This window comes from Variovorax sp. UC74_104, from assembly GCF_044055375.1.
Lineage (GTDB): Bacteria > Pseudomonadota > Gammaproteobacteria > Burkholderiales > Burkholderiaceae_C > Variovorax.
In genome coordinates this window covers 2,509,851-2,531,062 of record NZ_CP171978.1, presented here as the reverse complement: position 1 = coordinate 2,531,062, position 21,212 = coordinate 2,509,851, and the positions used below count along the sequence as shown (strand labels likewise).

Sequence of the window (21,212 nt, the reverse complement as noted above, 5' to 3'; positions counted from 1 at the left end):
GCTTCAGAAGGCATAGGCTTCACGGCGGCGAGCCTCGCCGCGTTGCATCCAGCCGATGACGGCTGCGCGCACGCGCTCGCGCAGCTGGTCCCAGCGGCTGGGGTTGCTCACTATCTGCGCCTTGTAGAAGGAGGGGCACAGCACGGCAGCGTGCGAAACCTCGCCGCACACGCCACAGCCCACACAGCTGTCGAGCACCGTCGCGACCGGGTCGGTGCGAAGCGGATCGGGATTGGGCTTGATCGACAGCGACGGGCAGCCTGAGAGGCGGATGCAGGAGTGGTCGCCGGTGCAGGTGTCGGAGTCGACGCCGAACTTCTCGCGCACCATGCGCTTGCCGTCGGCGATGGCCTTGCGCACCAGCGGCTTCTCGCGGCGCTGCTTGTTGAGCATGCACTCCGACTGCGCGATCAGGACCTTCGGGCCTTTCTCTTTGGTGGTCAGCGCTTCCTTGAGCGCATCGCGCATGCCGGCGATGTCGTAGGTGCGGCGCATGGTCTTCACCCACTTCACGCCCACGCCGCGCACGGCGCTCTCGATCTCGTGGCCGGTGCTGCGCGTCTTGTTGACGGCGTTCGACGAGAGGATGTCCTGCCCGCCGGTGGCCGAGGTGTAGTTGTTGTCGACGACGATGGTGAGGTTGTCGCTCTTGTTGAAGACGGCGTTGGCGACGCCGCTGGTCAGGCCGTTGTGCCAGAAGCCGCCGTCGCCCATCATCGAGATCGCGCGCTTGCCTGCAGGCGCGTTGAGCGCCGCGGCGCCCGCGCCGCCCAGGCCGTAGCCCATGGTGGTGTTGCCGATGTTGAAGGGCGGCAGGATGGAGAACAGGTGGCAGCCGATGTCGGCGCTCACGTGGTGCGGACCGAGCTCGCGCTCGACCAGCTTCATCGCGCTGAAGATGGGGCGCTCGGGGCAGCCGGTGCAGAAGCCCGGCGGACGGGCGTGGACCACTTCGCCGAGCGGCGCGACAGGCTGCACCGGCTCGGCCGCGACCTCGGTCAGCGGGATCACCTTGCGCACGGGCGCGGGCACCGGCAATGGCGCGAGGCGTTCGTAGCGCTCGCAGAAACTGCGCGCGCCCTTGAGCAGCTCGGCGGCCGTGTATTCGCCGGCCACCGGCAGCATGTCCTTGCCGTGCAGCACGGTGGAGGAGCCGGCCTGGCGCAGGATGGTCGCGAGGTTCTGCTCGACGAAGTTGGGCTGCCCCTCTTCCACCACGAGCACCGCGCGCTTGCCTTGGCAGAAGCGGATCACCTCGCTCTCGATGACGGGATAGGCCACGTTCATCACGTACAGCGGCACCTGGGTTTCGCCATAGACGTCCGCGAGGCCCAGGCGTTCGAGCGCACGCACCAGCGTGTTGTAGCTGCCGCCCTGGACGATGATGCCGATGTCGTCAGCGTCCTCGGAGAAGAACTCGTTGAGCTTGCGCTCCTCGATGAAGCGCACGGCCGCGGGCCAGCGGTCCTTCACCTTCTCTTGTTCATGCACGAAGCTCGCGGGCGGCAGCACGATGCGGCCCACGTCGCGCTGCGGGTTCTCGAGCGCGTCCTTCAGCGTGAACTTCGCGCGCTTGTTGTCGCCCGCGACAAAGTGGCCATGCACGTGGCAGGCGCGGATGCGCAGCTGCAGCATCACCGGCGTGTTGCTGGCTTCGGAGAGATCGAAGCCCTGCTTCACCGCATCGACGATGCTGGGCAGGTTGGGGCGCGGATCGAGCAGCCAGATCTGCGACTTCATCGCGAAGGCGTGGCTGCGCTCCTGCATGATCGAGGAGCCTTCGCCATAGTCCTCGCCCACGATGATGAGCGCGCCACCGGTCACGCCGCCCGAGGCCAGGTTGGCCAGCGCGTCGGAGGCCACGTTGGTACCCACGGTAGCCTTGAAGGTGACGGCGCCGCGCAGCGGGTAGTTGACGGAGGCCGCGAGCGTGGCGGCAGCGGTGGCTTCGCTCGCACTGTTCTCGAAGCGAATGCCCTGCTCGGCGAGGATGTCCTGCGCATCGGCCAGCACGTCCATCAGGTGCGAGATGGGCGCGCCCTGGTAGCCCGCCACGTAGGAAACTCCCGACTCCAGAAGGGCCTTGGTGACCGCCAGAATGCCCTCACCGCGGAAGACTTCCCCACCAGAAAGCCGCAGTTTCTTGACTTCTTCAACGAATGAACGCTCTGCCATCGGGGTCCTTGTTGTCTGTCGTGGGACGATGCGACCAGGAGGTTGCATCGTGCTTTCTATAATGTTGACAAATGAATGTATCCACAATCATGAATTACCCTAGACATGCAAGCAGCGTGCCCGTGGCGACTGTGAGGTGCCTTCATGGCTGATCAACCCGTCGAATCGCATCGCTTCGTCGATGACTACCTTCCTGCGCTGCTGGCGCAGGCCAGCCAGTTGATCTCCTCGGAGTTCCACGAAGTGGCGCGCCAGCAGGGCTTCTCCGTGTCGGAGTGGCGCGTGATGGCCTCGCTCGCGGGCAGCGAGCCGGTCAGCATCGGCCAGCTCGCGCAGGTCACCGTGACGAAGCAGCCCACGGTGACGCGGCTGCTGGACCGCATGGAAGCACGCGGACAGGTCGAGCGCCTGCCCCACGAGAGTGATCGCCGCATCACGCTGGTGCGCATCACGCGCAAGGGGCTCAAGGCCGTCGAGCACCTGATGGAACTTGCGCGCGAGCACGAGCGGCGCGTGCTCGAGCCCTTCGGGCTGCGTCGCGCGGAAGAGCTCAAGCAGACGCTGCGGCAGATGATCGACCTGCACATGCGCCTGCCGGCCGACGAGCGAGAAGAAGACTGAGCCCTCGGGCCCCGCAGCTCAGAGGCGGGGCACGAGAACGGCGCGGCCGCGATGGCCGCGCTGTGCGATCCAGTCGAGTGCGGCCGCGGCATCCGCAAGCGCGAAGGGCCGCACGTCGAGATTCAGGCGGCCGTCGGCGAGCCTTGCAAGCAACTCGGGGACCGCTGCGCGGCCTTGGGCTTCGCGCCTGAACATGTTGAGGGGCAACAGGGCCACGTCGCGCTGGAGAAAGTGCGCGATGTCGAGCGACAGCGTCGGCCCCGCGGTGTAGCCGACCAGCACGGCCCGCCCACCGGGGCGCACTGCAGGCAGCGTTCGCGCGAGCACGTCGCCACCGACGGTATCTATCAGCAGATCGGCGCTGGCCACCGCAGGCGGTTCCGCATCCGCAGCGACCGCGACGGCCGTACAACCGGCGTCGCGCGCAAGCTGCATCACGAGCGAGCCGACGGCGCCGCTCGCCCCGGTCACAAGCACCTGCTCGCCCGCCTGCAGCTTCGCGACTTCATGCAGCGCAACCCACGCCGAGGTCGTCGGAGAGAAGAAGGCCGCGCCCAAAGTCATCGGCACGTCGTCGGGCAACAGGCCCAGCGCCTCGTCGGGCGCATCGATCTGCTCGCACCATGTGCCGTCGAAGAGCGTGCCCAGGCCGCTTCCTCGCAGCCAGACGCGCTGCCCCGCCTGGTAGCGACCGCTCGCGACGACGACGCCTGCAGCCTCCACGCCCGGCGTATAGGGCAAGGGCGGATGCTTGAGGAAGCTGCCGCGCCACACGGTGCGGTCGATGTGCCCAACCGTCGCAGCCTCCATGCGCACGATGGTGCGCCCGGGCCGTGCCGTGGGCTCGGCGATCTCTTCCAGCACGGGCACAGCATCGAATCCGTGGATGCGCACAGCTTTCAAGGCAGGTTCTCCAGAAAATCGAGCACCGTACGCGCGAAGGCATCGGGCATCTGATCGGGCAGCGGCACCATGCCGCCTTCGATGTCGACGATGCGCGCCTGCGGAAGGTGGTGCTGCAGTTCGGCGGCATGGGGAGCGGCGAAAGGGTCGTCGGTCGCACGCACGATCAGCACCGGCTGCGCTATGCGGCCGATGCGCTCTTCCATGCGGTACGACGCCACGGCACGGTGCCCTTCCTCGACACGCGCGACCTTCAATGCGTCGAGCACGAAGGCTTCGAGCAGTTCGGGACGACCGGCCGGATAGAAGCCCTGGCGCTTCTGCCAGAGCGCGGCGAGATGCGTTCCGTCTTCGCTCGGCGCGACTTCGTCGATGGGCGGACGCTGTGCACGCGCCTTGCGAAAGGGCTCGTCGGTGTACGGCGTGGAGGACAGCACCAGGCTGCGAACGCGCTGCGGAAACGCCGCGGCAAGCTCGACCGCGATGACGCCGCCGGTGTGATGCCCCAGCACGTCGATCTTCTCGATGCCCAGCGCATCGAGCAGCTCGCAGGCCACGCGCGCCCATTGCTCGATGCTCGCCGGCACGCCGCCATCGGCCGAATCGCCGAAGCCGGCCGTGTCCATCGCGATGGCCCTGCGGCGCGCGCCGATCAGCGGCAGCACCGCGCGATACTCGGTCCAGCTGCGCGGCGACTGGTGCAGCAGCAGCACGGCCGGTGCCGTACGGTCACCACATGCCGCGTAGTGCACCTGCCCCACCGACAGGTCGGCGAATGCGCGGCGGATGCTGCTCATGACAGGGTCCGGTCGGCAGGTGCGCGCCACAGGCCCGCATGCCGCAGCTCGCCGAGCGTGCGCGAGAGCACGTCGCGACGGTAGGCCGCGACGTCGCGGCCCTCGTAGTCGTAGAAGCCGCTGCCGCTCTTGAGGCCGAGCCGCCCCTGCTCGACCATCTGCCCGACGATCGCCGGCGCGGTGTAGCGGCCGGCGTCGAGCGAGGCCGACATCTCGCGGCTCGCGTGATGCAGGATGTCGCAGCCGCCGAAGTCGATGAACTCCACCACGCCCAGCGCAGCGAAGCGCAGGCCCAGGCCGTAGCGCGTGGCCTTGTCGATTTCTTCCGCAGTGGCGGCGCCCTCCTCGATCATGCGCGCGGCCTCGTTCATCACCAGCGCCTGCAGCCGGGGCACGATGTAGCCGGGCGATGCGCCGCAGACCACGGGCAGCTTGCCGATCTCTTCCATCAGCGCCTTGGTGCGTGCGAGCACCGCGGCGTCGGTGCCGGGGTGGCAGCTCAGCTCGACCACGGGGATCACATAGGCCGGGTTGAGCCAGTGCATGTTGAGGAAACGCCCGGGCAGCCGCACCAGCGACGCGAGCTGCGTCACCAGGATGCTGCTGGTGGTCGAGGTGAGGATCGCGTCGTCGCGGCAATGGCGGTTGAGCTGCTCGAAGGCATCGCGCTTGGCCTCCATGGTTTCGGGCACGCCCTCGAACACGAGCTCGGCTGCGGCCAGTACCCGCGGGGCGGCGGCGGCCTCGACGAAATCGACGCGCGCAGCGATGTCGGCGATCTGCGACTCGCCGATCACGCCGAGCTGCGCGAGCCCCGAGAGGCTGGCGTCGATCTCGGCCTTCGCTTCGTCGCGCAGCCGCTGCCACGCTTCGTCGGTGCGCTGGCGCAGGTCGATCAGCGAGATGCGGTGGCCGGCATAGGCGAACGCGATGGCGATGCCGCGTCCCATGCGGCCCGCGCCCACGGCCGCGAAGCGAGGCAGCGAGGCGGTTTCATTCGCCATCGTGGAGCCTCTGCTTGAGCTGCGCGGTGCTCAGGCCGGCGAAGCCCAGGCTCTCGAAGGTACGGGGGCCGCGCCGCAGGTCGCGCCCGAGAAAGCCGCCGACGATGGCCAGCAGACCGTGCGCGATGGGCGCATCCACGCCCGCATGGCGCGCGGCGGAGGCGAGGAAGGCGAGGCCGAGTTCTGTGTCCTCGGTGATGTAGCGGTGCGTGTGCAGGTCGATGTTCTCGCGCCAGTCGCCCGACTTGACGAGCTGCTTGTGCGCATCGCCGTACATCCAACGGTCGTTGTTGTAGTGGTCGGCCAGCGGATAGTGCGGCGCTCCCTGCCCGAAGGCTTCGCGCACCGCGATGCGCTCCTGGTCGAGCCGGTCGGTCACGTCGCGCACGGCGCGCTGCGTGCCTTCGTTGTGGATGTCCCAGCGCTCGAAGTGCTGCAGCGGCGCGGCGTTCATCACCATCAGCGGCGGGTGGATGACGGGGCCCGCGTTCATCAGCGCGCCCGAGAGCGCATCGCCGCAGCCGTGCACCGCCGGATAGGCCCTGCGGATCACCTCGATCGCCTGCGCCTCCTTGCGGGCCGGATAGACGCCGGTCGGCAGGCGGATCGCGCGGATGGTGACGTTCACCTCGCGCTCGCCGTGCTTGCGCGCCAGGTAGGGCAAGGTGCCGGTTTCGGCCCAGGCGACGTCGGCGCGGCTGCCGGCGTCCTTCACGGTGCGCGCCATCACGTAGCTGCCGAAGGTGCCCGGAGGCAGGAAGACGACCTGGCCGTCGACCAGATGCGGCGCCATGGCAAGAGCGATGTCGTGCTGGGCGATGGCGGGGGTCGGGATGACGATCAGCTCGGCGCCCTGCATGGCGGCGCCGATGTCGGCGGTGGCGAGCGCGATGGGCACCTCGCGCGAGCCGTCGGCGTCCTTCAGCGTGATCGCGCCGGCGCGCGTCAGCGGCTGGAGCGCTGCGGCATCGCGGCGCCACAGGCGCACTTCATGGCCGGTTTCAGACAGGTCCGCGGCAGCCGCGTAGGCGCCATGACCACCCCCAAGAATCGCAATTTTCATGTCGAAAGTCGAAAAGCAGGTGTCGATGAACCGGCGGCCGCGGGGCGACTCCGGGGAAGCAATGCGCCATTACATTACTTTTCATCGATTCAGATGTCAATCAAACTCGACGAGATCGGCGTGCTCGGAAACCCGGAACGCGCCCGAAACGAAAAAAGCCCGCGCTCGTGAGAACGCGGGCTTTCGCGAGGATGGTGCAGCCATCAGGCTGCGTGCCGGGACGGATCAGCGGCTGGGCTTGAACGCACGCTTCTGGGCGTCGCGGGGCACGAACACCTTGCCCGGGCCGCCATGGCCGGCGCCATTGCCACGGGGCGCGAAGCCGCCGTCGCCACGGCCGCCGCCGTGACCGTGGCCACTGCGCGGAGCGCTGTCGCCCCAGCCCGGCTTGCGGCCGTAGCCGCCGCCGTTGCCGCCTTCTTCACGGCCGCCGCCGAAACCGGCGTTCTGGCCCTGATAGCCGCCGCGCGGGCCCGATGCACCCGGGCCACGCGAGTTGCGGTCGTTGAAGCCGCTGGCGCCGGCATAGCCGCCGCCGTTGCCGCCACGGTAGCCACCACCGCCACCGCCGAACTTGCGGTCGCGCGAATGGCCGTCACGGCCGCCGCGGCCACCGAAATCAGGGCGCGACTGCGGCATGCGCTGCTGCGGTTCCATGCCCGGAATCACTTCGGCCTTGAACTGCTGGCGGCTGTAGTGCTCGATGTCCATGATCCGGCGGCGATCGCGGAACTCCGCGAAGGTGACGGCGATGCCGTCGCGACCGGCACGGCCGGTGCGGCCGATGCGGTGGGTGTAGTCCTCGGCCTTCATCGGCAGGCCGAAGTTGAAGACGTGGGTGATGGTCGGCACGTCGATGCCGCGCGCGGCGACGTCGGTGGCCACCAGGATCTGCACCTGGCCGTTGCGCAGCGCCATCAGGCGGCGGTTGCGCAGGCCCTGGCTCAGGGCGCCGTGCAGCGCGACGGCGCTGAAGCCGTCCTGCTGCAGGTCATTGGCGAGGCCGTCGCACTCGACCTGCGTGCTCGCGAACACGATGGCCTGGTTGATGCTGGTGTCGCGCAGCCAGTGGTCGAGCAGCTTGCGCTTGTGCTGGGCGTTGTCGGCCCAGAACAGCACCTGCTTGATGTTGGCGTGCTTTTCCTGCGGGCTGTCGATGGTCACGCGCTGCGGCTCGCGCATCACGCGGGCGGCCAGCTGCTGGATGCGCGGCGCGAAGGTGGCGCTGAACATCATGGTCTGCTGGCGCTCGATGGTGAGCTGGTTGATTTCGGCCAGGTCGTCGGCAAAGCCCAGGTCGAGCATGCGGTCGGCCTCGTCGACCACCAGGAACTTGACCTGGTCGAGCTTGATCTGCATCGAGCGCTGCAGGTCCAGCAGGCGGCCCGGCGTGGCGACCACGAGGTCGGCGTTCTGCAGGCGGGCGATCTGGAGCTGGTAGGGCATGCCGCCCACCACGTTCGCGATGCGCAGGCCGCGGCAGTGGCGAACCAGTTCGATGGCGTCGTGCGCGACCTGTTGCGCGAGTTCACGCGTGGGGCACAGCACCAGGGCGCCGGGCGTGGCCGCCTTGAAATGGCGGGCGTTGGTCGGGTCCTTGCGCTTCGGCTTCTTGGGAGGAGCTTCGCCGCGGGCAGCGGCCTCTTCGGCCAGGCGCTGGAACTCGGCCTTCGCCTCTGCTTCGGCTTCGGCCTGGCGCTTGATGAGGGTGTGCAGCACGGGCAGCAGGAAGGCTGCGGTCTTGCCCGAGCCGGTCTGGCTGGAGACCATCAGGTCGACGAAGCGCGCCGACTTGGCTGCGCCGTCCTGGTCGCCCATGGCGATGGGAACGACCTTTTCCTGCACGGCGGTGGGCTGGGTGAAGCCCATGTCCGCCACGGCGGCGATCAGCTCGGGGGCGAGGCCCAGCTTGATGAAGCCGTTGGGAGCGGCGGGTTCTTCGGCCGCAGCAGCTTCGGGAGCGGCGCCGTCCAGCGCTTCGAGGATGGGCGCCTCGGAAACAGTGTCCGTGGCGGCGGTGAATTCGTTGTGGGTAGCGGATTGCACAGGCGCGAACTCGCCCTGCGCTTCAAAAGCGTCGGTCATGAATTTCAATCTCAAACGCGAGCGCCGCCGTGGACGGCGCCCCGTTGGGTGGTTAAAAACATCAACCATCCAACGACATTCAACTCCGGGCGGGTGCCCGAGGCTGCGGCCCTTTTTGATCAGCGAATGCGATCGGGCGCGGTGTGCAAGATAGGGAGATGCGAGAAACGCTCACCGGGCCAAAAATACCTGCCCTGTCAGCGAAGCCCGCAATTATGGCATGGATTCGGGTTTTTACCTAATCCCTGCTCTTTACTCAGTCCGTGAGGCGCAAAAAGGTCTCGCGGTAGTGCGCAAGCTCCTCGATGGACTCGTGCACGTCAGCCAGCGCCGTATGCGCCTGCTGTTTCTTGAAGCTGTTGTAGGCGGCAGGCTTCCAGCGCTTGGCGAGCTCCTTCAGCGTGCTCACGTCGAGGTTCCGGTAGTGGAAATAAGCCTCCAGCTTGGGCATGTACTTGACCAGGAAGCGCCGGTCCTGCCCGATGGTGTTGCCGCACATGGGCGAGCCGCTGCGCGGGATGTATTTGGCGATGAATTCCAGCAGTTGCTGCTCGGCGGCGGCCTCGTCGAGGGTGGAGGCCTTGACCTTGTCGATCAGGCCGCTGCGGCCATGGGTGCCCTTGTTCCAGGCATCCATGCCGTCGAGCACGGCGTCGCTCTGGTGGATGACGAGCACGGGGCCGTCGATGCGGGGCGTGAGGTCGGGGCCGGTGACGACCACGGCGATTTCGAGCAGGCGCTCTTTCTCGGGGTCGAGGCCGCTCATTTCGCAGTCCAGCCAGACCAGGTTCTGGTCGCTCTTCTTCAATGTCGGCGGGGCTGCGAGGGGCGTCGGTTCAAGGGATTCGGGCATCGCAGGATTGTCGTCGAAGGGCTGCGGCCCCGGATAGCGAGGGCTAAACTCGCCGATCCATGTCCTATTCGCTCATCTTCACCATCGCCTTCGCGGCAGCGATCGTCGCGGGCCTGCTCGTGAAGTTCTGGCTGGCCACGCGGCAGGTCCGCCACGTGGCACAGCACCGAGGCACCGTGCCGGCCGCTTTCGCGCAGACCATCACCCTCGCCGCCCACCAGAAGGCGGCCGACTACACCATCGCCAAAGCGCGCTTCGGCCTGGTCGAGATGGCATGGAGCGCGGCGCTGCTGCTGGGCTGGACCCTGTTGGGAGGCCTCGACGTGCTCAACAAGCTCCTGCTGGGCTGGATCGGCGGCGGCATGGTGCAGCAACTGGTGCTGCTGGCGGCCTTCGCGGCCATCGGCGGACTGCTCGAACTGCCCTTCACGCTCTGGCAGACCTTCAGGCTCGAGGAGCGCTTCGGCTTCAACAAGATGACCTGGAAGCTCTGGCTGGCCGACACGCTCAAGTCCACGCTCCTGGGCGCGGTGATCGGCCTGCCCATCGCGGCATTGATCCTCTGGCTCATGGGCGCGGCCGGCCAACTGTGGTGGCTGTGGGCCTGGGGCGCGTGGATGGGCTTCAACCTGCTGCTGATGCTGATCTACCCGACTTTCATCGCGCCGCTGTTCAACAAGTTCCAGCCGCTGGACGACCCCACGCTCAAGGAGCGCGTGACCGCCCTCATGAAGCGCTGCGGCTTCGCGGCCAAGGGCCTGTTCGTGATGGACGGCAGCACGCGCAGCGCCCATGCCAATGCCTACTTCACCGGCTTCGGCGCCAGCAAGCGCGTAGTGTTCTACGACACGCTGCTGCGCCAGCTCAATGCCGGCGAGGTGGAGGCGGTGCTCGCGCACGAACTGGGCCATTTCAAGCATCGCCACATCGTGAAGCGGCTGGTCGCGATGTTCGCGCTGAGCCTGGCCGGCTTCGCGCTGCTGGGCTGGGTGTCGACGCAAGCCTGGTTCTACACGGGCCTGGGCGTGCAGCCCAACATGGCTGCGCCCAACAGCGCGCTGGCGCTGCTGCTGTTCATGCTCGCGGCGCCTGTGTTCGGCTTCTTCGTCGCCCCGCTGCCCGCGCGGCTGTCGCGCAAGCACGAGTTCGAGGCCGATGCCTACGCGGTGGCACAGACCAGCGGCGCCGACCTGTCGGCAGCCCTGCTCAAGCTCTACCAGGACAACGCGTCGACGCTCACGCCCGACCCGGTGTTCGTCAAGTTCTACTATTCGCACCCCCCGGCTTCCGAGCGCCTCGCCCGCATGGCGGCGGCAGCATGACCCGACCAACCCTCGCATTCCGAAGAAGCCCATCATGAGCAGCATGTTCAAGCCCAAGGACTGGAAGAACCTCCCTCCCGCAACGCGCTGAGCGCCACCGAGATCGTGTCCGCCCTGGCGCGCCTCGACGGCTGGAAGCTCACGGGCGACGGCGCCGATGTCGCCATCGAAAAGACCTTCAGCTTCGCCGACTACTTCGAGACCATCGCCTTCGTGAACGCGCTGGCCTTCGTGGCGCACACGCAAGACCATCACCCCGACCTTTCGGTGCACTACAACCGCTGCGTGGTGCGCTTCAACACGCACGACGTGAACGGTCTGTCGGTCACCGACTTCGACTGCGCCCGCCAGGCCGACGCGCTGGTCGGGGCCGCGCCCGCCGCCTGATGACGGATCGCGCCCTTGGCTAAGCCTGGCCGCGCCGCGCCCGCAGCCGCCGCTGCGAAGGCCCTCCACGAAGGCCTCGTTGTTGCCAGCCACGGGCGCCACTGCATCGTCGAAACGCCCTCCGGCGAGCGGCTGATCTGCCATCCGCGCGGCAAGAAGAGCCAGGCGGTGGTCGGCGACAGGGTGCGCTGGCAGCCCAGCGAGGACGAAGGCACCATCGAGCAAGTACTGCCGCGCCGCAACCTCTTCTACCGGCAGGACGAGATCCGCACCAAGTCGTTCGCGGCCAACCTCGACCACGTGCTGATCCTGATCGCGGCGGAGCCGGAGTTCTCCGAGCACCAGCTGGCCCGCGCGCTGATCGCCGCCGAGGCCGAGCGCATCGCGCCGATCATCGCGCTCAACAAGAGCGATCTGGTCGAACCCTTCGAGCGCGCATGGGCCAGGCTCGCGCCCTATCGGCGCATGCACCACGGCGTGCTGCCGCTGTCGCTGAGGGCCTCGGCGGAAGCGGACCACGCCTCGCTGATGAAACTGCTCGCAGGCAAGTCCACCCTGGTGCTGGGCCCTTCGGGCTCTGGCAAGAGCACGCTGACCAACCTGCTGGTGCCGGGTGCGGCCGTGCTGACGCAGGAGATCTCGCAGGCGCTCAACTCGGGCAAGCACACGACCACCAGCACCACCTGGTACTGGATCGACGAGGCCCGCACCACCGGCCTGATCGATTCGCCGGGCTTCCAGGAATTCGGCCTGAACCACATCGCGCCGATGCAGCTCGCCAGCCTCATGCCCGACATCGCCGAGCATGCCGGCGACTGCAAGTTCTACAACTGCACGCACCTGCACGAGCCGGGCTGCGGCGTGATCGCGAACGTGGAAACGGCCGCGGCGCCGGGCGCCATCAGCGCAAGCCGCTACAGGATCTATGGCGAGCTCTTCGCCGAGCTGAGCCAGAAGCGCTACTGAACGGAGGCGGCTTCGTCCCGCCCGTCAGCCGAGCCAGACCCGGTAGGACTGCCAAGTGGGATCGAAGACGAGTTCCATCTCCACCGCCACATCCATGTCTTCCTGCAGCGATTGCGCCTGCGAGATCGCGCTGTCGGGGTCGGCCACCTGGAAGTGAACGGTGCGCACGCCCTCCTCCAGCACCACGTGCGTGCAGCAGCCGGCCTCGTGCACCTGCAGCCGCGCAGTCAGCCGGTCTTCGTAGGCGCGCGCCTCGTCCAGTTCCTCGCCCGACTCGACCGGCATCGCCACCGACAGACGGTGGCACAGGTCGGCCCGCCCCACCAGCGCGGTCGCCACGTCGTTGCGCATGACGATCATCTCGATCTCGCGGCCGTCCTCGGCGGTGCGCGTCGCGCTCAAGCCGGACCACGCGTGCTCGCCCGGAGGAAACACCCCGGTGTGGCCGAGCTCGTCGCGCCAGCAGGCGTCGAACAGCGGCACGAAATCGTCGAGCGGCACGCCGTCGAAACCGGCCTGCGCGTCGGCCTCGCAATAGTCGACCGCGCCCACCTTCACCGCGAAGTCGTACTCGCCCAGGATGTGGTCGAGCATGATGAGGCTCATGTGGCGGGCGTGGTCCTGCATGTCCATCGGAATCGGCTTGGCGAAGCCGATCTCCAGCGCCACCCGCCCGCGGTAGCTTTGATGCTTCACCAGGACTTCGGAGCTCGCCAGCTCGAAGTTGTTCATGCGCATGCCGAAGCCGTCGCGCGATCGCTGGCGAAAGGCCTCCACCTCGACCTTCGGCAGCTTCGGGCTGCTCTGCACCAGCATCATCAGGTCTTCGAAATCGTCCACCGATCCGTGTGCCGTGAGCACCAGCTTGAACACGGGCGGATCGCCGGCCACCTCGGCGGCCAGTCGCGGAAAGTGAGGCTCCAGCAGCGAGTTCAGCCCTTCCATCAGTTCGCGGGCAGGCAAGGCGCGAAGGCTCTCGAGCCGGGTGCTCACGGCCTGCCAGAAGCTCGCACAGGCCTCGGCGCGTGGATCGGTGTCGTAGGTCGACATGCCAGTGAGTCCTTCAGGCGGATGGATTGAGGATGTCCTGCAGGTGCCGCACCAGCGTGCTGCACTGTTCCCGCGTGCCGATGCTGATGCGCAGGTATTGCGCGATGCGCGGCTGCCTGAAATGCCGCACCAGCACCGCGCGCTGGCGCAGCAGCGAGGCCAGTTCCGCCGCATCGCGTTGCGGATGGCGTGCGAAGACGAAGTTGGCCTGCGACGGCAGCACCTCGAAGCCCAGATCCTCGAGCTGGAGGCAGAGTCCTTCGCGGGTATCGACGATCTTGTTCCGGGTACTGCGAAACCAGTCCTCGTCGTCGAGCGCGGCGACCGAGCCGGCGGATGCCAGCCGGTCGAGCGGATACGAGTTGAAGCTGTCCTTCACGCGCACCAACGCATCGACCAGGTGCGTCTGCCCGCAGGCGAAGCCGACGCGCAGGCCGGCCAGCGAGCGAGACTTGGAGAGGGTCTGCACCACCAGCAGGTTCGGATACCTGTCGATCAGCGGCAACGCGCTTTCGCCGCCGAAGTCGACATAGGCCTCGTCGACCAGCACCACGCGATCGGGACAGGCTTCGAGCAACTGCTCGATGCGCGACAGCGGCAGGCCGATGCCCGTCGGCGCGTTCGGGTTCGCGATGACGATGCCCGCGCAGCCCTGGCGCGCACGCGCCGCGAGCGCGTCGACGTCGATGCGCAGCCCCTCGTCCACAGGTAGCTGCTCGCAGGCAATGCCGTAGAGCTGCGCGTAGACCTTGTAGAAGCTGTAGCTCACGTCTGGCATCAGCAGCGGCTCGGCCTGCTGGAAGAACGCGAAGAACGCGTGCGCCAGCACTTCGTCGGAGCCGTTGCCGGCGAACACCTGGTCGGCGCTCAGGCCGTGCCGCCGCGCCACGGCCTCGCGCAGGGCCAGCGAGGCGGGGTCGGGATAGAGCTGCAGGCCGTTCTCGGCCGCGCGGCGGATGGCCTCGATGGCCATTGGCGACGGCGGATACGGGTTCTCGTTGGTGTTGAGCTTGACGAGGTTGTCGATGCGCGGCTGTTCGCCGGGCACGTAGGGCTCGAGCGCGGCAATGCGCGGGCTCCAGAAGACGGGCGCCGGTTGTCCTTCTTGCGTCATGGCTTGGCGTTCTCCTTGCCGCTCAGCCGAGCAGGCGAGCCAGCGTCAGCAAGGCCAGCAGCACCATCCACATCACGACGGAGCGCCAGACCAGGCCCACCACGCTGCGCAGGTGGCCGGGCTCGGGCTCTCGTCCAGGCGTGCTGCCGCTGTCGGTGCGGCGGCCGTCGGCCAGCGATTCGCCTGCCTGGGCGCGCGGAAGCGGATCGGCGACCGGGATCGGACGCAGCGAGCCGCCGCCCAGGCGCACGTTCACGGCCCCGGAGGTGGCCGCGAGGATCACGCCGTCGTTCTCGTTGGGAAAGCGCTGTGCGTCGTTGCGCCAGCAGTCGATCGCTTCCTCGAAGCTGCCGACCACCGCGAAGCCCAGCGCGGTGATGCGCGCGGGCAACCAGTCGATCGCGTGCCATGCACGATCGGCCGCCTCCTGCACCGCGACACTCGAGGGCTGAACCGCGGCGCCGTTCTTGTGCGCCCAGTAGCGGGAGACGAATTCGCTCATGCGGTAGAACACCGCGCCCGCCGGGCCGAGCCCGATGGCCGCGATGATGGAGAACCATGCAAGCACGCCGAACACATGGCGATGCGCGGCGATCACCGAATGCTCGATGACATGGCGCACGATTTCGCTGCGCGGCAGGTCTGCCGCGTCGACGCCCTGCCAGTGCGCGAGCAGCGAGCGCGCCAGCGGCTCGTCGCCTTCGTCGAGCGCATCGCGGATGTCGGTGAAGTGGTGGCTGAACTGCCGGAAGCCCAGCGTGACGTAGAGCACCGCAATGCTCCAGAGCACCGCGAACGGCAGGCCCAGCGTGAGCACCAGAAGCCAGTGGATGCCCAGTGCGCCGATCGTGGGCACGAACACCGCGAGACCCCAGGCGATCCATCCGTGGTGCGGCTTGCCCGCATCGAAGTTGCGGCTGGTCCAGCGTGTCCACGCCAGCACCGCGCCGTACACGGGGTTGTGCGGGCCCAGGGGCCGCACCTGCTCGATCAGCAGCGCGCACAGGATGGCAAAAAAGCTCATCCTTCGATGATAGCGAGCGCGCCTGAAGGTTCAGGCCGCATTCAGGCTCTTCTCAGGCGGCGAGGAAACGGTAGAGATTGCGCAGCATGCCCGCGGTCGCACCCCAGACGAAGCGCTCGTCGGCACCGTCCTGATAGGGCATCGAATACCAGTGGCGCCGTGTGCCGTCCGGTGCGGGCACGGTGTGGTGGCGGTGATTGGCCGGATCCATCAGCCACGCGAGCGGCACCTCGAAGGCCTGCGCTACTTCATAAGGATTAATGGTGAGTTCGAAGTCGGGCTGCACCAGCGAAAACCACCGGCGTCACGATGAACGAAGTCACCGTCGTATAGGTAGGCAGGCTGCCGAGCACCTCGATGTACTGCGCGGAGAGGCCGACTTCCTCCCAGGCCTCGCGCAACGCGGCGGCCGCGATGTTGGCGTCCTCGGGGTCGACCCGGCCACCGGGAAATGCCACCTGCCCCGAATGCGTCGACAGGTTCGAGGTGCGCTCGGTCAGCAGCACCGTCGCGCCCTGCGGGCGCTGCACGATGGGCACCAGTACGGCAGCCTGCGCGGGAACGCGATCGCTCATCCTCGGCTCGCGGCGCAGCTCGGGCGTCCAGTCGGGCGGGTTCGCGAAGCGCGAGCGCAGTGCCTGGGCCGTCAATTGCGAGGCCGGTACCGCCGGCAGCCCCTGGACCTCCCCAGCCACGAAAGGCACCTTGCGCGGGTCGAACTGCATCAGCGTGGGCGGCGCCACGGCATTGACGATTTCGGCGGAAGCGGCCTGCGGGGAGGTGGATGAGTTGGTCAAGAGATGAAAGGTACCGGAGTCGGGGTAGACGAAGTAGAGCGGAAAAAGGGAAAGTTGTCGCCGAGCGGGGGCAACAACGCAAAAAGCCGCCAGAGCGGCGGCTTTTTTGCACGGCAGGAAGGCTGCTTTACGCGGCCGTCGAAGCCGTCGACTTGCTCGGCAGCTTTTCCTTGATGCGTGCCGAACGGCCGCTGCGGTCGCGCAGGTAGTACAGCTTGGCGCGGCGCACATCGCCACGGCGCTTGACTTCGATGCCGGCGATCAGCGGGCTGTAGGTCTGGAACGTACGTTCCACGCCTTCGCCGCTGGAGATCTTGCGCACGGTGAAGCCGCTGTTCAGGCCGCGATTGCGCTTGGCGATCACGACGCCTTCGTAGGCCTGCACGCGCTTGCGGGTGCCTTCGACGACGTTCACGCTGACGATGACCGTGTCACCGGGCATGAAATCGGGGATGGTCTTGCCGAGACGGGCGATTTCTTCCTGCTCGAGGGTCTGGATGAGGTTCATGATTTCCTGATATTCGATCTTGCCGGGCTGCACAAAAGGCGCCTTTGGCTTTCGCGGGGAGAACCGCAAGAAGACCGGGCGCGGCCGGACAGAGGATCGGGGAACCCGGGATTATAGCTTTTTTTTGAGCGCAGCCTCATCGGCCTTGCCAAGCCGTCCGGCGGCACGCGCCGCCTCGACCAATTCCGGCCGCCGGGCAGCCGTGATTGCCAGCCGCTGATCGCGGCGCCAGCGCTCGATCTGGGCGTGATGACCCGAGAGCAGCGGCGCCGGCACCCCCTGCCCGTTCCACTGCTCGGGCCGCGTGTAGTGCGGGCAATCGAGCAGGCCATCGAGCGCGGGGTTGAAACTGTCCTGCACATGGCTGGCTTCGTCGCCCAGCACGCCAGGCTGCAGCCTGGCCACGGCGTCCAGCAGGGCCATCGCCGCAATCTCGCCGCCTGAAAGCACGAAATCGCCAAGGCTGATCTGGTGGGTGACGCGCGCGTCGATGAAACGCTGGTCGATGCCCTCGTAGCGCCCGCAGATCAGCACCGCCCCTTCACTGGCCGACCAGCGCTCGACCGCTTCGTGCCGCAGCGCCTCGCCAATGGGGGAAAAAAGCACGACCGGCACATCGCCGGCGGCGCCACGCGCCGCGAGCGCCGCGTCGAGGCAAGCCGCCAGCGGCTCCGCCATCATCACCATGCCGGGGCCGCCGCCGAACGGCCGGTCGTCCACGCGCTTGTAGTTGCCCTGCGCGAAGTCGCGCGGATTCCACAGCACCACCTCGACCTGCTTCGATTCGTAGGCACGGCGCGTCACGCCGCTGGCCACGAAGGGCGCGAACATTTCGGGAAAGAGCGTGAGGACGTCGAAGCGCATGCCGCGCGGGCGCCGGTCAGTAGTCCGGCTGCCAGTCGACCGTGATGAGCCGCCCGGGCAGGTCGACCTTGTCGACGAAGGCGGAGACGAAGGGCACCATGCGCTCGATCGCCTTGCCGCCCTCTTCGGCGGCCAGCACCAGCGTGGTCTGGGGGCCGGTCGCGAGCAGCTCGCGCACGGCGCCGAGCGCCACGCCTTCACGATTGACCACCGACAGGCCGATCAGGTCGACCCAGTAGTACTCGTCGTCGCCGGCGGTGGGAAAGCTGGAGCGCGGCACGAACACGCGCGCCCCGCGCAGCGCCTCGGCGGCGTTGCGGTCAGGCACGTCAGCGGACGTGGCGACGATGCAGTCGGAATGTTCCTTGGCTTCGCGGATCGCGAGCCGGAAGGCTGTGCTCGCCGAGGCTCCGGGAGCCTGCAGGAACCAGCGCTTGGAAGAAAAAAGCGCCTCGGGCCGGGCGCTGTGGGGCAGGACCTTGAACCAGCCCTTGATGCCCCAGGCGTCGGCGATGCGCCCTACTTCGATCGCATCCGCCGGCAATTCGGCGGCTTCGAGTGCAGGCAGCATCGCCGTGCGGGCGGCTTAGGCCGCCGCCTTGGGAGCTGCCGCGGCGGCTTGCTTGATCAGGCGCAGAACGGTGGGCGAAGCTTGTGCGCCGACGCTCTTCCAGTACGCCAGGCGGTCCTGGGCGATACGGATGCTTTCTTCGTTTTCCTTGGCGGTCGGGTTGTAGAAGCCCAGGCGCTCGATGAAACGGCCATCGCGGCGAACGCGCTTGTCCGACACGACGATGTTGAAGAACGGACGGCCTTTGGAGCCGCCGCGGGAGAGTCGAATGACGACCATGATTTATCCTTGGGTGGTCAGCAAGCCTAGTGGATGAAAAGAAGGCCTGCTCACAATGTTCTTCCAGCGTCGAGACACGCGACATGGCCACCCGGCCAGCGACACGCTGAAAAGCCCGCGATTATAGCCCGACAAGCGCTTTCCCCCAATTCCGGCCCTGCGCCATTCGTTTCCATCCGCATGCCCCTCGCCATCCGCCCCAGCCGCGAAGAAGACGTCGCAGCCATCACCGCCATCTACGCTCACCACGTGTTGCACGGCACCGGCACCTTCGAGACGGAGCCGCCCTCCCCCACCGACATGGCGTCACGCCGCGCCGACGTGCTGGCCAGGAACCTGCCTTACCTGGTTGCCGAGGAAGACGGAAAAGTGTTGGGTTTTGCCTACTGCAACTGGTTCAAGCCGCGCCCGGCATACCGTTTCTCTGCAGAAGACTCGATCTACGTGTCCGAGTCAGCGCGCGGCAAGGGTCTGGGCGCCAAGCTGCTGGCCGCGCTGTCGCAGGCCGCCGAGGCAGCCGGCGTGCGCAAGCTGATCGCGGTGATCGGCGACTCGGCCAACGCAGGCTCCATCGGCGTGCATCGCAGCCAGGGCTTCACGCACGTCGGCGTGCTGAAGGACTGCGGCTGGAAGTTCGGCGAATGGCGCGACGTCGTATTGATGGAAAAGGTGCTCGGCGAAGGCAGCACCACCAGACCCGAATGAAAAACAAGACCGTTGCCGCCTGGCTCTCCTTCCTCGGCGGCCCTCTGGGGCTGCACCGCTTCTACCTGCGCGGCCTGGGCGACTGGCTAGGCTGGCTGCTGCCCATTCCCACCGCGCTGGGCGTCTACGGCATCGAGCGCGTGCGCATGTACGGCGTGGACGACGGGCTGAGCTGGGCGCTGATACCGCTGCTGGGCTTCACCATCGCAGGCTGCGCGCTGATGGCGATCATCTACGGCCTGATGACGCCCGAGAAGTGGAACGCCCGCTTCAACACCAGCGCCCCGGCCGACGCCGAACCCGGCCGCACCAACTGGTTCACCATCGGCGCCGTCGTGCTGGCCCTTTTCTTCGGCAGCACGATCCTGATGGCCAGCATCGTCTTCAGCTTCCAGCGCTACTTCGAGCACCAGATCGAAGAGGGGCGGAAGATTTCGCAGTAGCCGCCGTCAGAACAGCTGCATGCTGATCCAGTAGGCAATAGCCGCCACGAACGCCGAAGCCGGGATCGTGAAGATCCAGGCCCACACGATGTTCCCCGCCACGCCCCAGCGCACCGCGCTTGCGCGCTGCGCGGAGCCGACACCGACGATGGCGCCGGTGATGGTGTGCGTGGTCGACACCGGAATGCCCAGCGCAGTGGCCAGGAACAGGGTCAGTGCCCCGCCGGTCTCGGCGCAGAAGCCGCCCACGGGCTTGAGCTTGGTGATCTTCTGGCCCATCGTCTTCACGATGCGCCAGCCGCCGAACATGGTGCCCAGCGCGATCGCGGCGTAGCAGCTCACGATGACCCAGTTCGGGGGCGTCGCGTCGCTGGCGGAGGCATACCCCGTCGCGATCAGCAGCATCCAGATGATGCCGATGGTCTTCTGCGCGTCGTTGCCGCCGTGGCCCAGGCTGTAGGCGCCGGCCGAAACCAGCTGCAGCCGGCGGAACCAGCGGTCGATGCGCGACGGCGTGGCACGGCGGAAGCCCCAGGCGACCAGGATCATCATCAGCGAGCCGAGCAGGAAGCCCAGCAGCGGCGACACGAAGATGAACGCCACCGTCTTCCAGATGCCCGAGGCCACGAGCCCGCTGGTGCCGGTCTTGGCGATCACGGCGCCCACGATGCCGCCGATCAGCGCATGCGACGAGCTGCTCGGGATGCCGTAGTACCAGGTCACGAGGTTCCAGCTGATGGCGCCCACGAGCGCGCCGAACACCACGTGCACGTCCACCACCCCGGGCTGGGCGATGCCCTTGCCCACCGTGGCGGCCACGCTCAGGTGAAAGATGAAGATCGCGACCAGGTTGAAGAAGGCCGCGAAGACCACGGCCTGCCCCGGCCTGAGAACCCCGGTGGACACCACCGTCGCGATCGAATTGGCGGCATCGTGGAATCCGTTCATGAAGTCGAACAGGATCGCCAGAGCGACCAGCACCACAACCACCCAGAGGGCGACCTGAACCGTTGCCATCGGTCGCTGCCCGCTTACGAGTTCTCGAGGACGATGCCCTCGATCACGTTGGCCACGTCCTCGCACTTGTCGGTGATCGTCTCGAGCAGTTCGTAGATCGCCTTGAGCTTGATCACTTCGCGCACGTCGGGCTCCTCGCGGAACAGCTTGCTCATGGCGCTGCGCATCACGCGGTCGGCGTCCGATTCCAGGCGGTCGATCTCCTCGCAGGTCTTGAGCGTGGCCTCGGCCACGGCGGGGTCGGCGATGCGGCCGAGGAACTTGACGGCGTCCTTCAGGCGGTCGCAGCACTTCACGCTCAGCGAGGTGAGGCGCACGATCTCTTCCGTCATGTGGCGCACGTCGTACAGCGCCATGGTCTCGGCCGAGTCCTGAATGAGGTCGGCCACGTCGTCCATCGTGTTGATGAGCTTGTGGATCTGCTCGCGGTCGATGGGGGTGATGAAGGTCTTGTGGATCAGCCGGTTGACGTCGTGCGTCACGCGGTCGGCGGCGCGCTCGGCGTTGTCGACGTCGCGGTTGTACTGCTCGCGCAGGTGCACGTCGTTGTAATTGGTCACCAGTTGCTCGAACGCCCGCGCCGCCTCGACGATGCGCTCGGCGTGCTGGTTGAACATCTCAAAAAAATTCCCCTCGCGGGGCAGCAGCTTGCCGAACATGGAAA

22 protein-coding genes and 2 pseudogenes are annotated in these 21,212 nt (G+C 67.4%); 7 read left to right on the top strand and 17 right to left on the bottom strand.

What is annotated here, in order from left to right:
- Positions 1-3 precede the first annotated feature (3 nt).
- A complete protein-coding gene (locus ACHMXA_RS11810; RefSeq protein ID WP_395320740.1) occupies positions 4-2,175 on the bottom strand; it encodes a thiamine pyrophosphate-dependent enzyme in 2,172 nt (723 codons plus the stop codon).
- Between the two features lie 144 nt (positions 2,176-2,319).
- On the opposite strand from ACHMXA_RS11810, the gene ACHMXA_RS11805 reads away from it, so the two are divergent.
- Complete coding sequence (locus ACHMXA_RS11805; RefSeq protein WP_176664552.1) at positions 2,320-2,796, top strand: MarR family winged helix-turn-helix transcriptional regulator; 477 nt, start codon at positions 2,320-2,322, stop codon at positions 2,794-2,796.
- Positions 2,797-2,814: 18 nt separating this feature from the next.
- Here ACHMXA_RS11805 and ACHMXA_RS11800 read toward each other — a convergent pair whose 3' ends face one another.
- The 4 genes from ACHMXA_RS11800 to ACHMXA_RS11785 are packed head-to-tail and all read right to left on the bottom strand — an operon-like array spanning position 2,815 to position 6,563.
- Complete coding sequence (locus ACHMXA_RS11800) at positions 2,815-3,690, bottom strand: zinc-binding alcohol dehydrogenase family protein (RefSeq protein ID WP_395321289.1); 876 nt, start codon at positions 3,688-3,690, stop codon at positions 2,815-2,817.
- 5 nt (positions 3,691-3,695) lie between these two features.
- The gene (locus tag ACHMXA_RS11795) at positions 3,696-4,496 is read right to left on the bottom strand and encodes an alpha/beta fold hydrolase (protein ID WP_395320737.1); all 801 of its coding nucleotides are present in this window, start codon (positions 4,494-4,496) and stop codon (positions 3,696-3,698) included.
- On the bottom strand, positions 4,493-5,500 hold the full coding sequence (locus tag ACHMXA_RS11790; RefSeq protein WP_395320735.1) for a 3-hydroxybutyryl-CoA dehydrogenase: 1,008 nt from the start codon (positions 5,498-5,500) through the stop codon (positions 4,493-4,495). Before ACHMXA_RS11790 ends, ACHMXA_RS11795 begins: the two co-directional genes overlap by 4 nt.
- Positions 5,490-6,563 (bottom strand): NAD/NADP octopine/nopaline dehydrogenase family protein, encoded by a 1,074-nt coding sequence (locus ACHMXA_RS11785; RefSeq protein ID WP_176664548.1) that lies wholly within the window; start codon positions 6,561-6,563, stop codon positions 5,490-5,492. Before ACHMXA_RS11785 ends, ACHMXA_RS11790 begins: the two co-directional genes overlap by 11 nt.
- On the opposite strand from ACHMXA_RS11785, the gene ACHMXA_RS11780 reads away from it, so the two are divergent.
- Positions 6,534-6,734 (top strand): hypothetical protein, encoded by a 201-nt coding sequence (locus tag ACHMXA_RS11780; RefSeq protein ID WP_176664547.1) that lies wholly within the window; start codon positions 6,534-6,536, stop codon positions 6,732-6,734. The two genes, ACHMXA_RS11785 and ACHMXA_RS11780, sit on opposite strands and share 30 nt — an antisense overlap.
- A 54-nt stretch (positions 6,735-6,788) precedes the next feature.
- Here ACHMXA_RS11780 and ACHMXA_RS11775 read toward each other — a convergent pair whose 3' ends face one another.
- Together ACHMXA_RS11775 and orn are read right to left on the bottom strand one after the other, a co-directional pair.
- Positions 6,789-8,648 (bottom strand): DEAD/DEAH box helicase, encoded by a 1,860-nt coding sequence (locus tag ACHMXA_RS11775; protein ID WP_176664546.1) that lies wholly within the window; start codon positions 8,646-8,648, stop codon positions 6,789-6,791.
- Positions 8,649-8,904: 256 nt separating this feature from the next.
- The gene (gene orn / locus ACHMXA_RS11770) at positions 8,905-9,501 is read right to left on the bottom strand and encodes an oligoribonuclease (RefSeq protein WP_176664545.1); all 597 of its coding nucleotides are present in this window, start codon (positions 9,499-9,501) and stop codon (positions 8,905-8,907) included.
- 59 nt (positions 9,502-9,560) lie between these two features.
- Between orn and ACHMXA_RS11765 the strand changes: the two genes are divergently transcribed.
- The 3 genes and pseudogenes from ACHMXA_RS11765 to rsgA all read left to right on the top strand — a co-directional run bounded on the left by ACHMXA_RS11765 (position 9,561) and on the right by rsgA (position 12,176).
- Positions 9,561-10,823, top strand: coding sequence for a M48 family metallopeptidase (locus ACHMXA_RS11765; protein WP_176664544.1), 1,263 nt, complete (start codon positions 9,561-9,563; stop codon positions 10,821-10,823).
- A gap of 34 nt (positions 10,824-10,857) precedes the next feature.
- Positions 10,858-11,210: pseudogene (locus tag ACHMXA_RS11760) on the top strand (4a-hydroxytetrahydrobiopterin dehydratase).
- Positions 11,211-11,225: 15 nt separating this feature from the next.
- Positions 11,226-12,176: a ribosome small subunit-dependent GTPase A gene (gene rsgA / locus ACHMXA_RS11755; protein ID WP_176664542.1), complete on the top strand. Its 951-nt coding sequence runs from the start codon at positions 11,226-11,228 to the stop codon at positions 12,174-12,176.
- Positions 12,177-12,200: 24 nt separating this feature from the next.
- Here rsgA and ACHMXA_RS11750 read toward each other — a convergent pair whose 3' ends face one another.
- The 8 genes and pseudogenes from ACHMXA_RS11750 to rpsP all read right to left on the bottom strand — a co-directional run bounded on the left by ACHMXA_RS11750 (position 12,201) and on the right by rpsP (position 18,383).
- On the bottom strand, positions 12,201-13,226 hold the full coding sequence (locus tag ACHMXA_RS11750; protein ID WP_176664541.1) for a hypothetical protein: 1,026 nt from the start codon (positions 13,224-13,226) through the stop codon (positions 12,201-12,203).
- Between the two features lie 13 nt (positions 13,227-13,239).
- Positions 13,240-14,340, bottom strand: a complete 1,101-nt coding sequence (gene hisC, locus ACHMXA_RS11745) for a histidinol-phosphate transaminase (protein ID WP_176664540.1) — start codon at positions 14,338-14,340, stop codon at positions 13,240-13,242.
- Between the two features lie 22 nt (positions 14,341-14,362).
- The gene (locus ACHMXA_RS11740) at positions 14,363-15,364 is read right to left on the bottom strand and encodes a CobD/CbiB family protein (RefSeq protein ID WP_176664539.1); all 1,002 of its coding nucleotides are present in this window, start codon (positions 15,362-15,364) and stop codon (positions 14,363-14,365) included.
- Between the two features lie 52 nt (positions 15,365-15,416).
- A pseudogene (locus ACHMXA_RS11735) lies at positions 15,417-16,161 on the bottom strand (CoA pyrophosphatase).
- 127 nt (positions 16,162-16,288) lie between these two features.
- Positions 16,289-16,669 (bottom strand): 50S ribosomal protein L19, encoded by a 381-nt coding sequence (gene rplS / locus ACHMXA_RS11730; protein WP_176664537.1) that lies wholly within the window; start codon positions 16,667-16,669, stop codon positions 16,289-16,291.
- Between the two features lie 111 nt (positions 16,670-16,780).
- Positions 16,781-17,533 (bottom strand): tRNA (guanosine(37)-N1)-methyltransferase TrmD, encoded by a 753-nt coding sequence (trmD, locus tag ACHMXA_RS11725; RefSeq protein ID WP_176664536.1) that lies wholly within the window; start codon positions 17,531-17,533, stop codon positions 16,781-16,783.
- Positions 17,534-17,549: 16 nt separating this feature from the next.
- Positions 17,550-18,104 (bottom strand): ribosome maturation factor RimM, encoded by a 555-nt coding sequence (gene rimM / locus ACHMXA_RS11720; RefSeq protein WP_176664535.1) that lies wholly within the window; start codon positions 18,102-18,104, stop codon positions 17,550-17,552.
- A gap of 15 nt (positions 18,105-18,119) precedes the next feature.
- Complete coding sequence (rpsP, locus tag ACHMXA_RS11715) at positions 18,120-18,383, bottom strand: 30S ribosomal protein S16 (RefSeq protein WP_007831311.1); 264 nt, start codon at positions 18,381-18,383, stop codon at positions 18,120-18,122.
- 180 nt (positions 18,384-18,563) lie between these two features.
- Here rpsP and ACHMXA_RS11710 point away from each other — a divergent pair, with 180 nt between their 5' ends.
- Together ACHMXA_RS11710 and ACHMXA_RS11705 are read left to right on the top strand one after the other, a co-directional pair.
- The gene (locus ACHMXA_RS11710; protein ID WP_176664534.1) at positions 18,564-19,088 is read left to right on the top strand and encodes a GNAT family N-acetyltransferase; all 525 of its coding nucleotides are present in this window, start codon (positions 18,564-18,566) and stop codon (positions 19,086-19,088) included.
- Positions 19,085-19,531 carry a TM2 domain-containing protein gene (locus tag ACHMXA_RS11705; protein ID WP_176664533.1) on the top strand — a complete coding sequence of 149 codons (447 nt, stop codon included), beginning with the start codon at positions 19,085-19,087 and terminating at the stop codon, positions 19,529-19,531. The genes ACHMXA_RS11710 and ACHMXA_RS11705 overlap by 4 nt, the downstream gene beginning before the upstream one ends.
- 6 nt (positions 19,532-19,537) lie before the next feature.
- Here the strand turns inward: ACHMXA_RS11705 and ACHMXA_RS11700 are convergent, their stop codons facing one another.
- Positions 19,538-20,548 (bottom strand): anion permease, encoded by a 1,011-nt coding sequence (locus tag ACHMXA_RS11700; RefSeq protein ID WP_395320726.1) that lies wholly within the window; start codon positions 20,546-20,548, stop codon positions 19,538-19,540.
- A gap of 14 nt (positions 20,549-20,562) precedes the next feature.
- Positions 20,563-21,207: a DUF47 domain-containing protein gene (locus ACHMXA_RS11695; RefSeq protein WP_176664531.1), complete on the bottom strand. Its 645-nt coding sequence runs from the start codon at positions 21,205-21,207 to the stop codon at positions 20,563-20,565.
- Between the last annotated feature and the right edge of the window lie 5 nt (positions 21,208-21,212).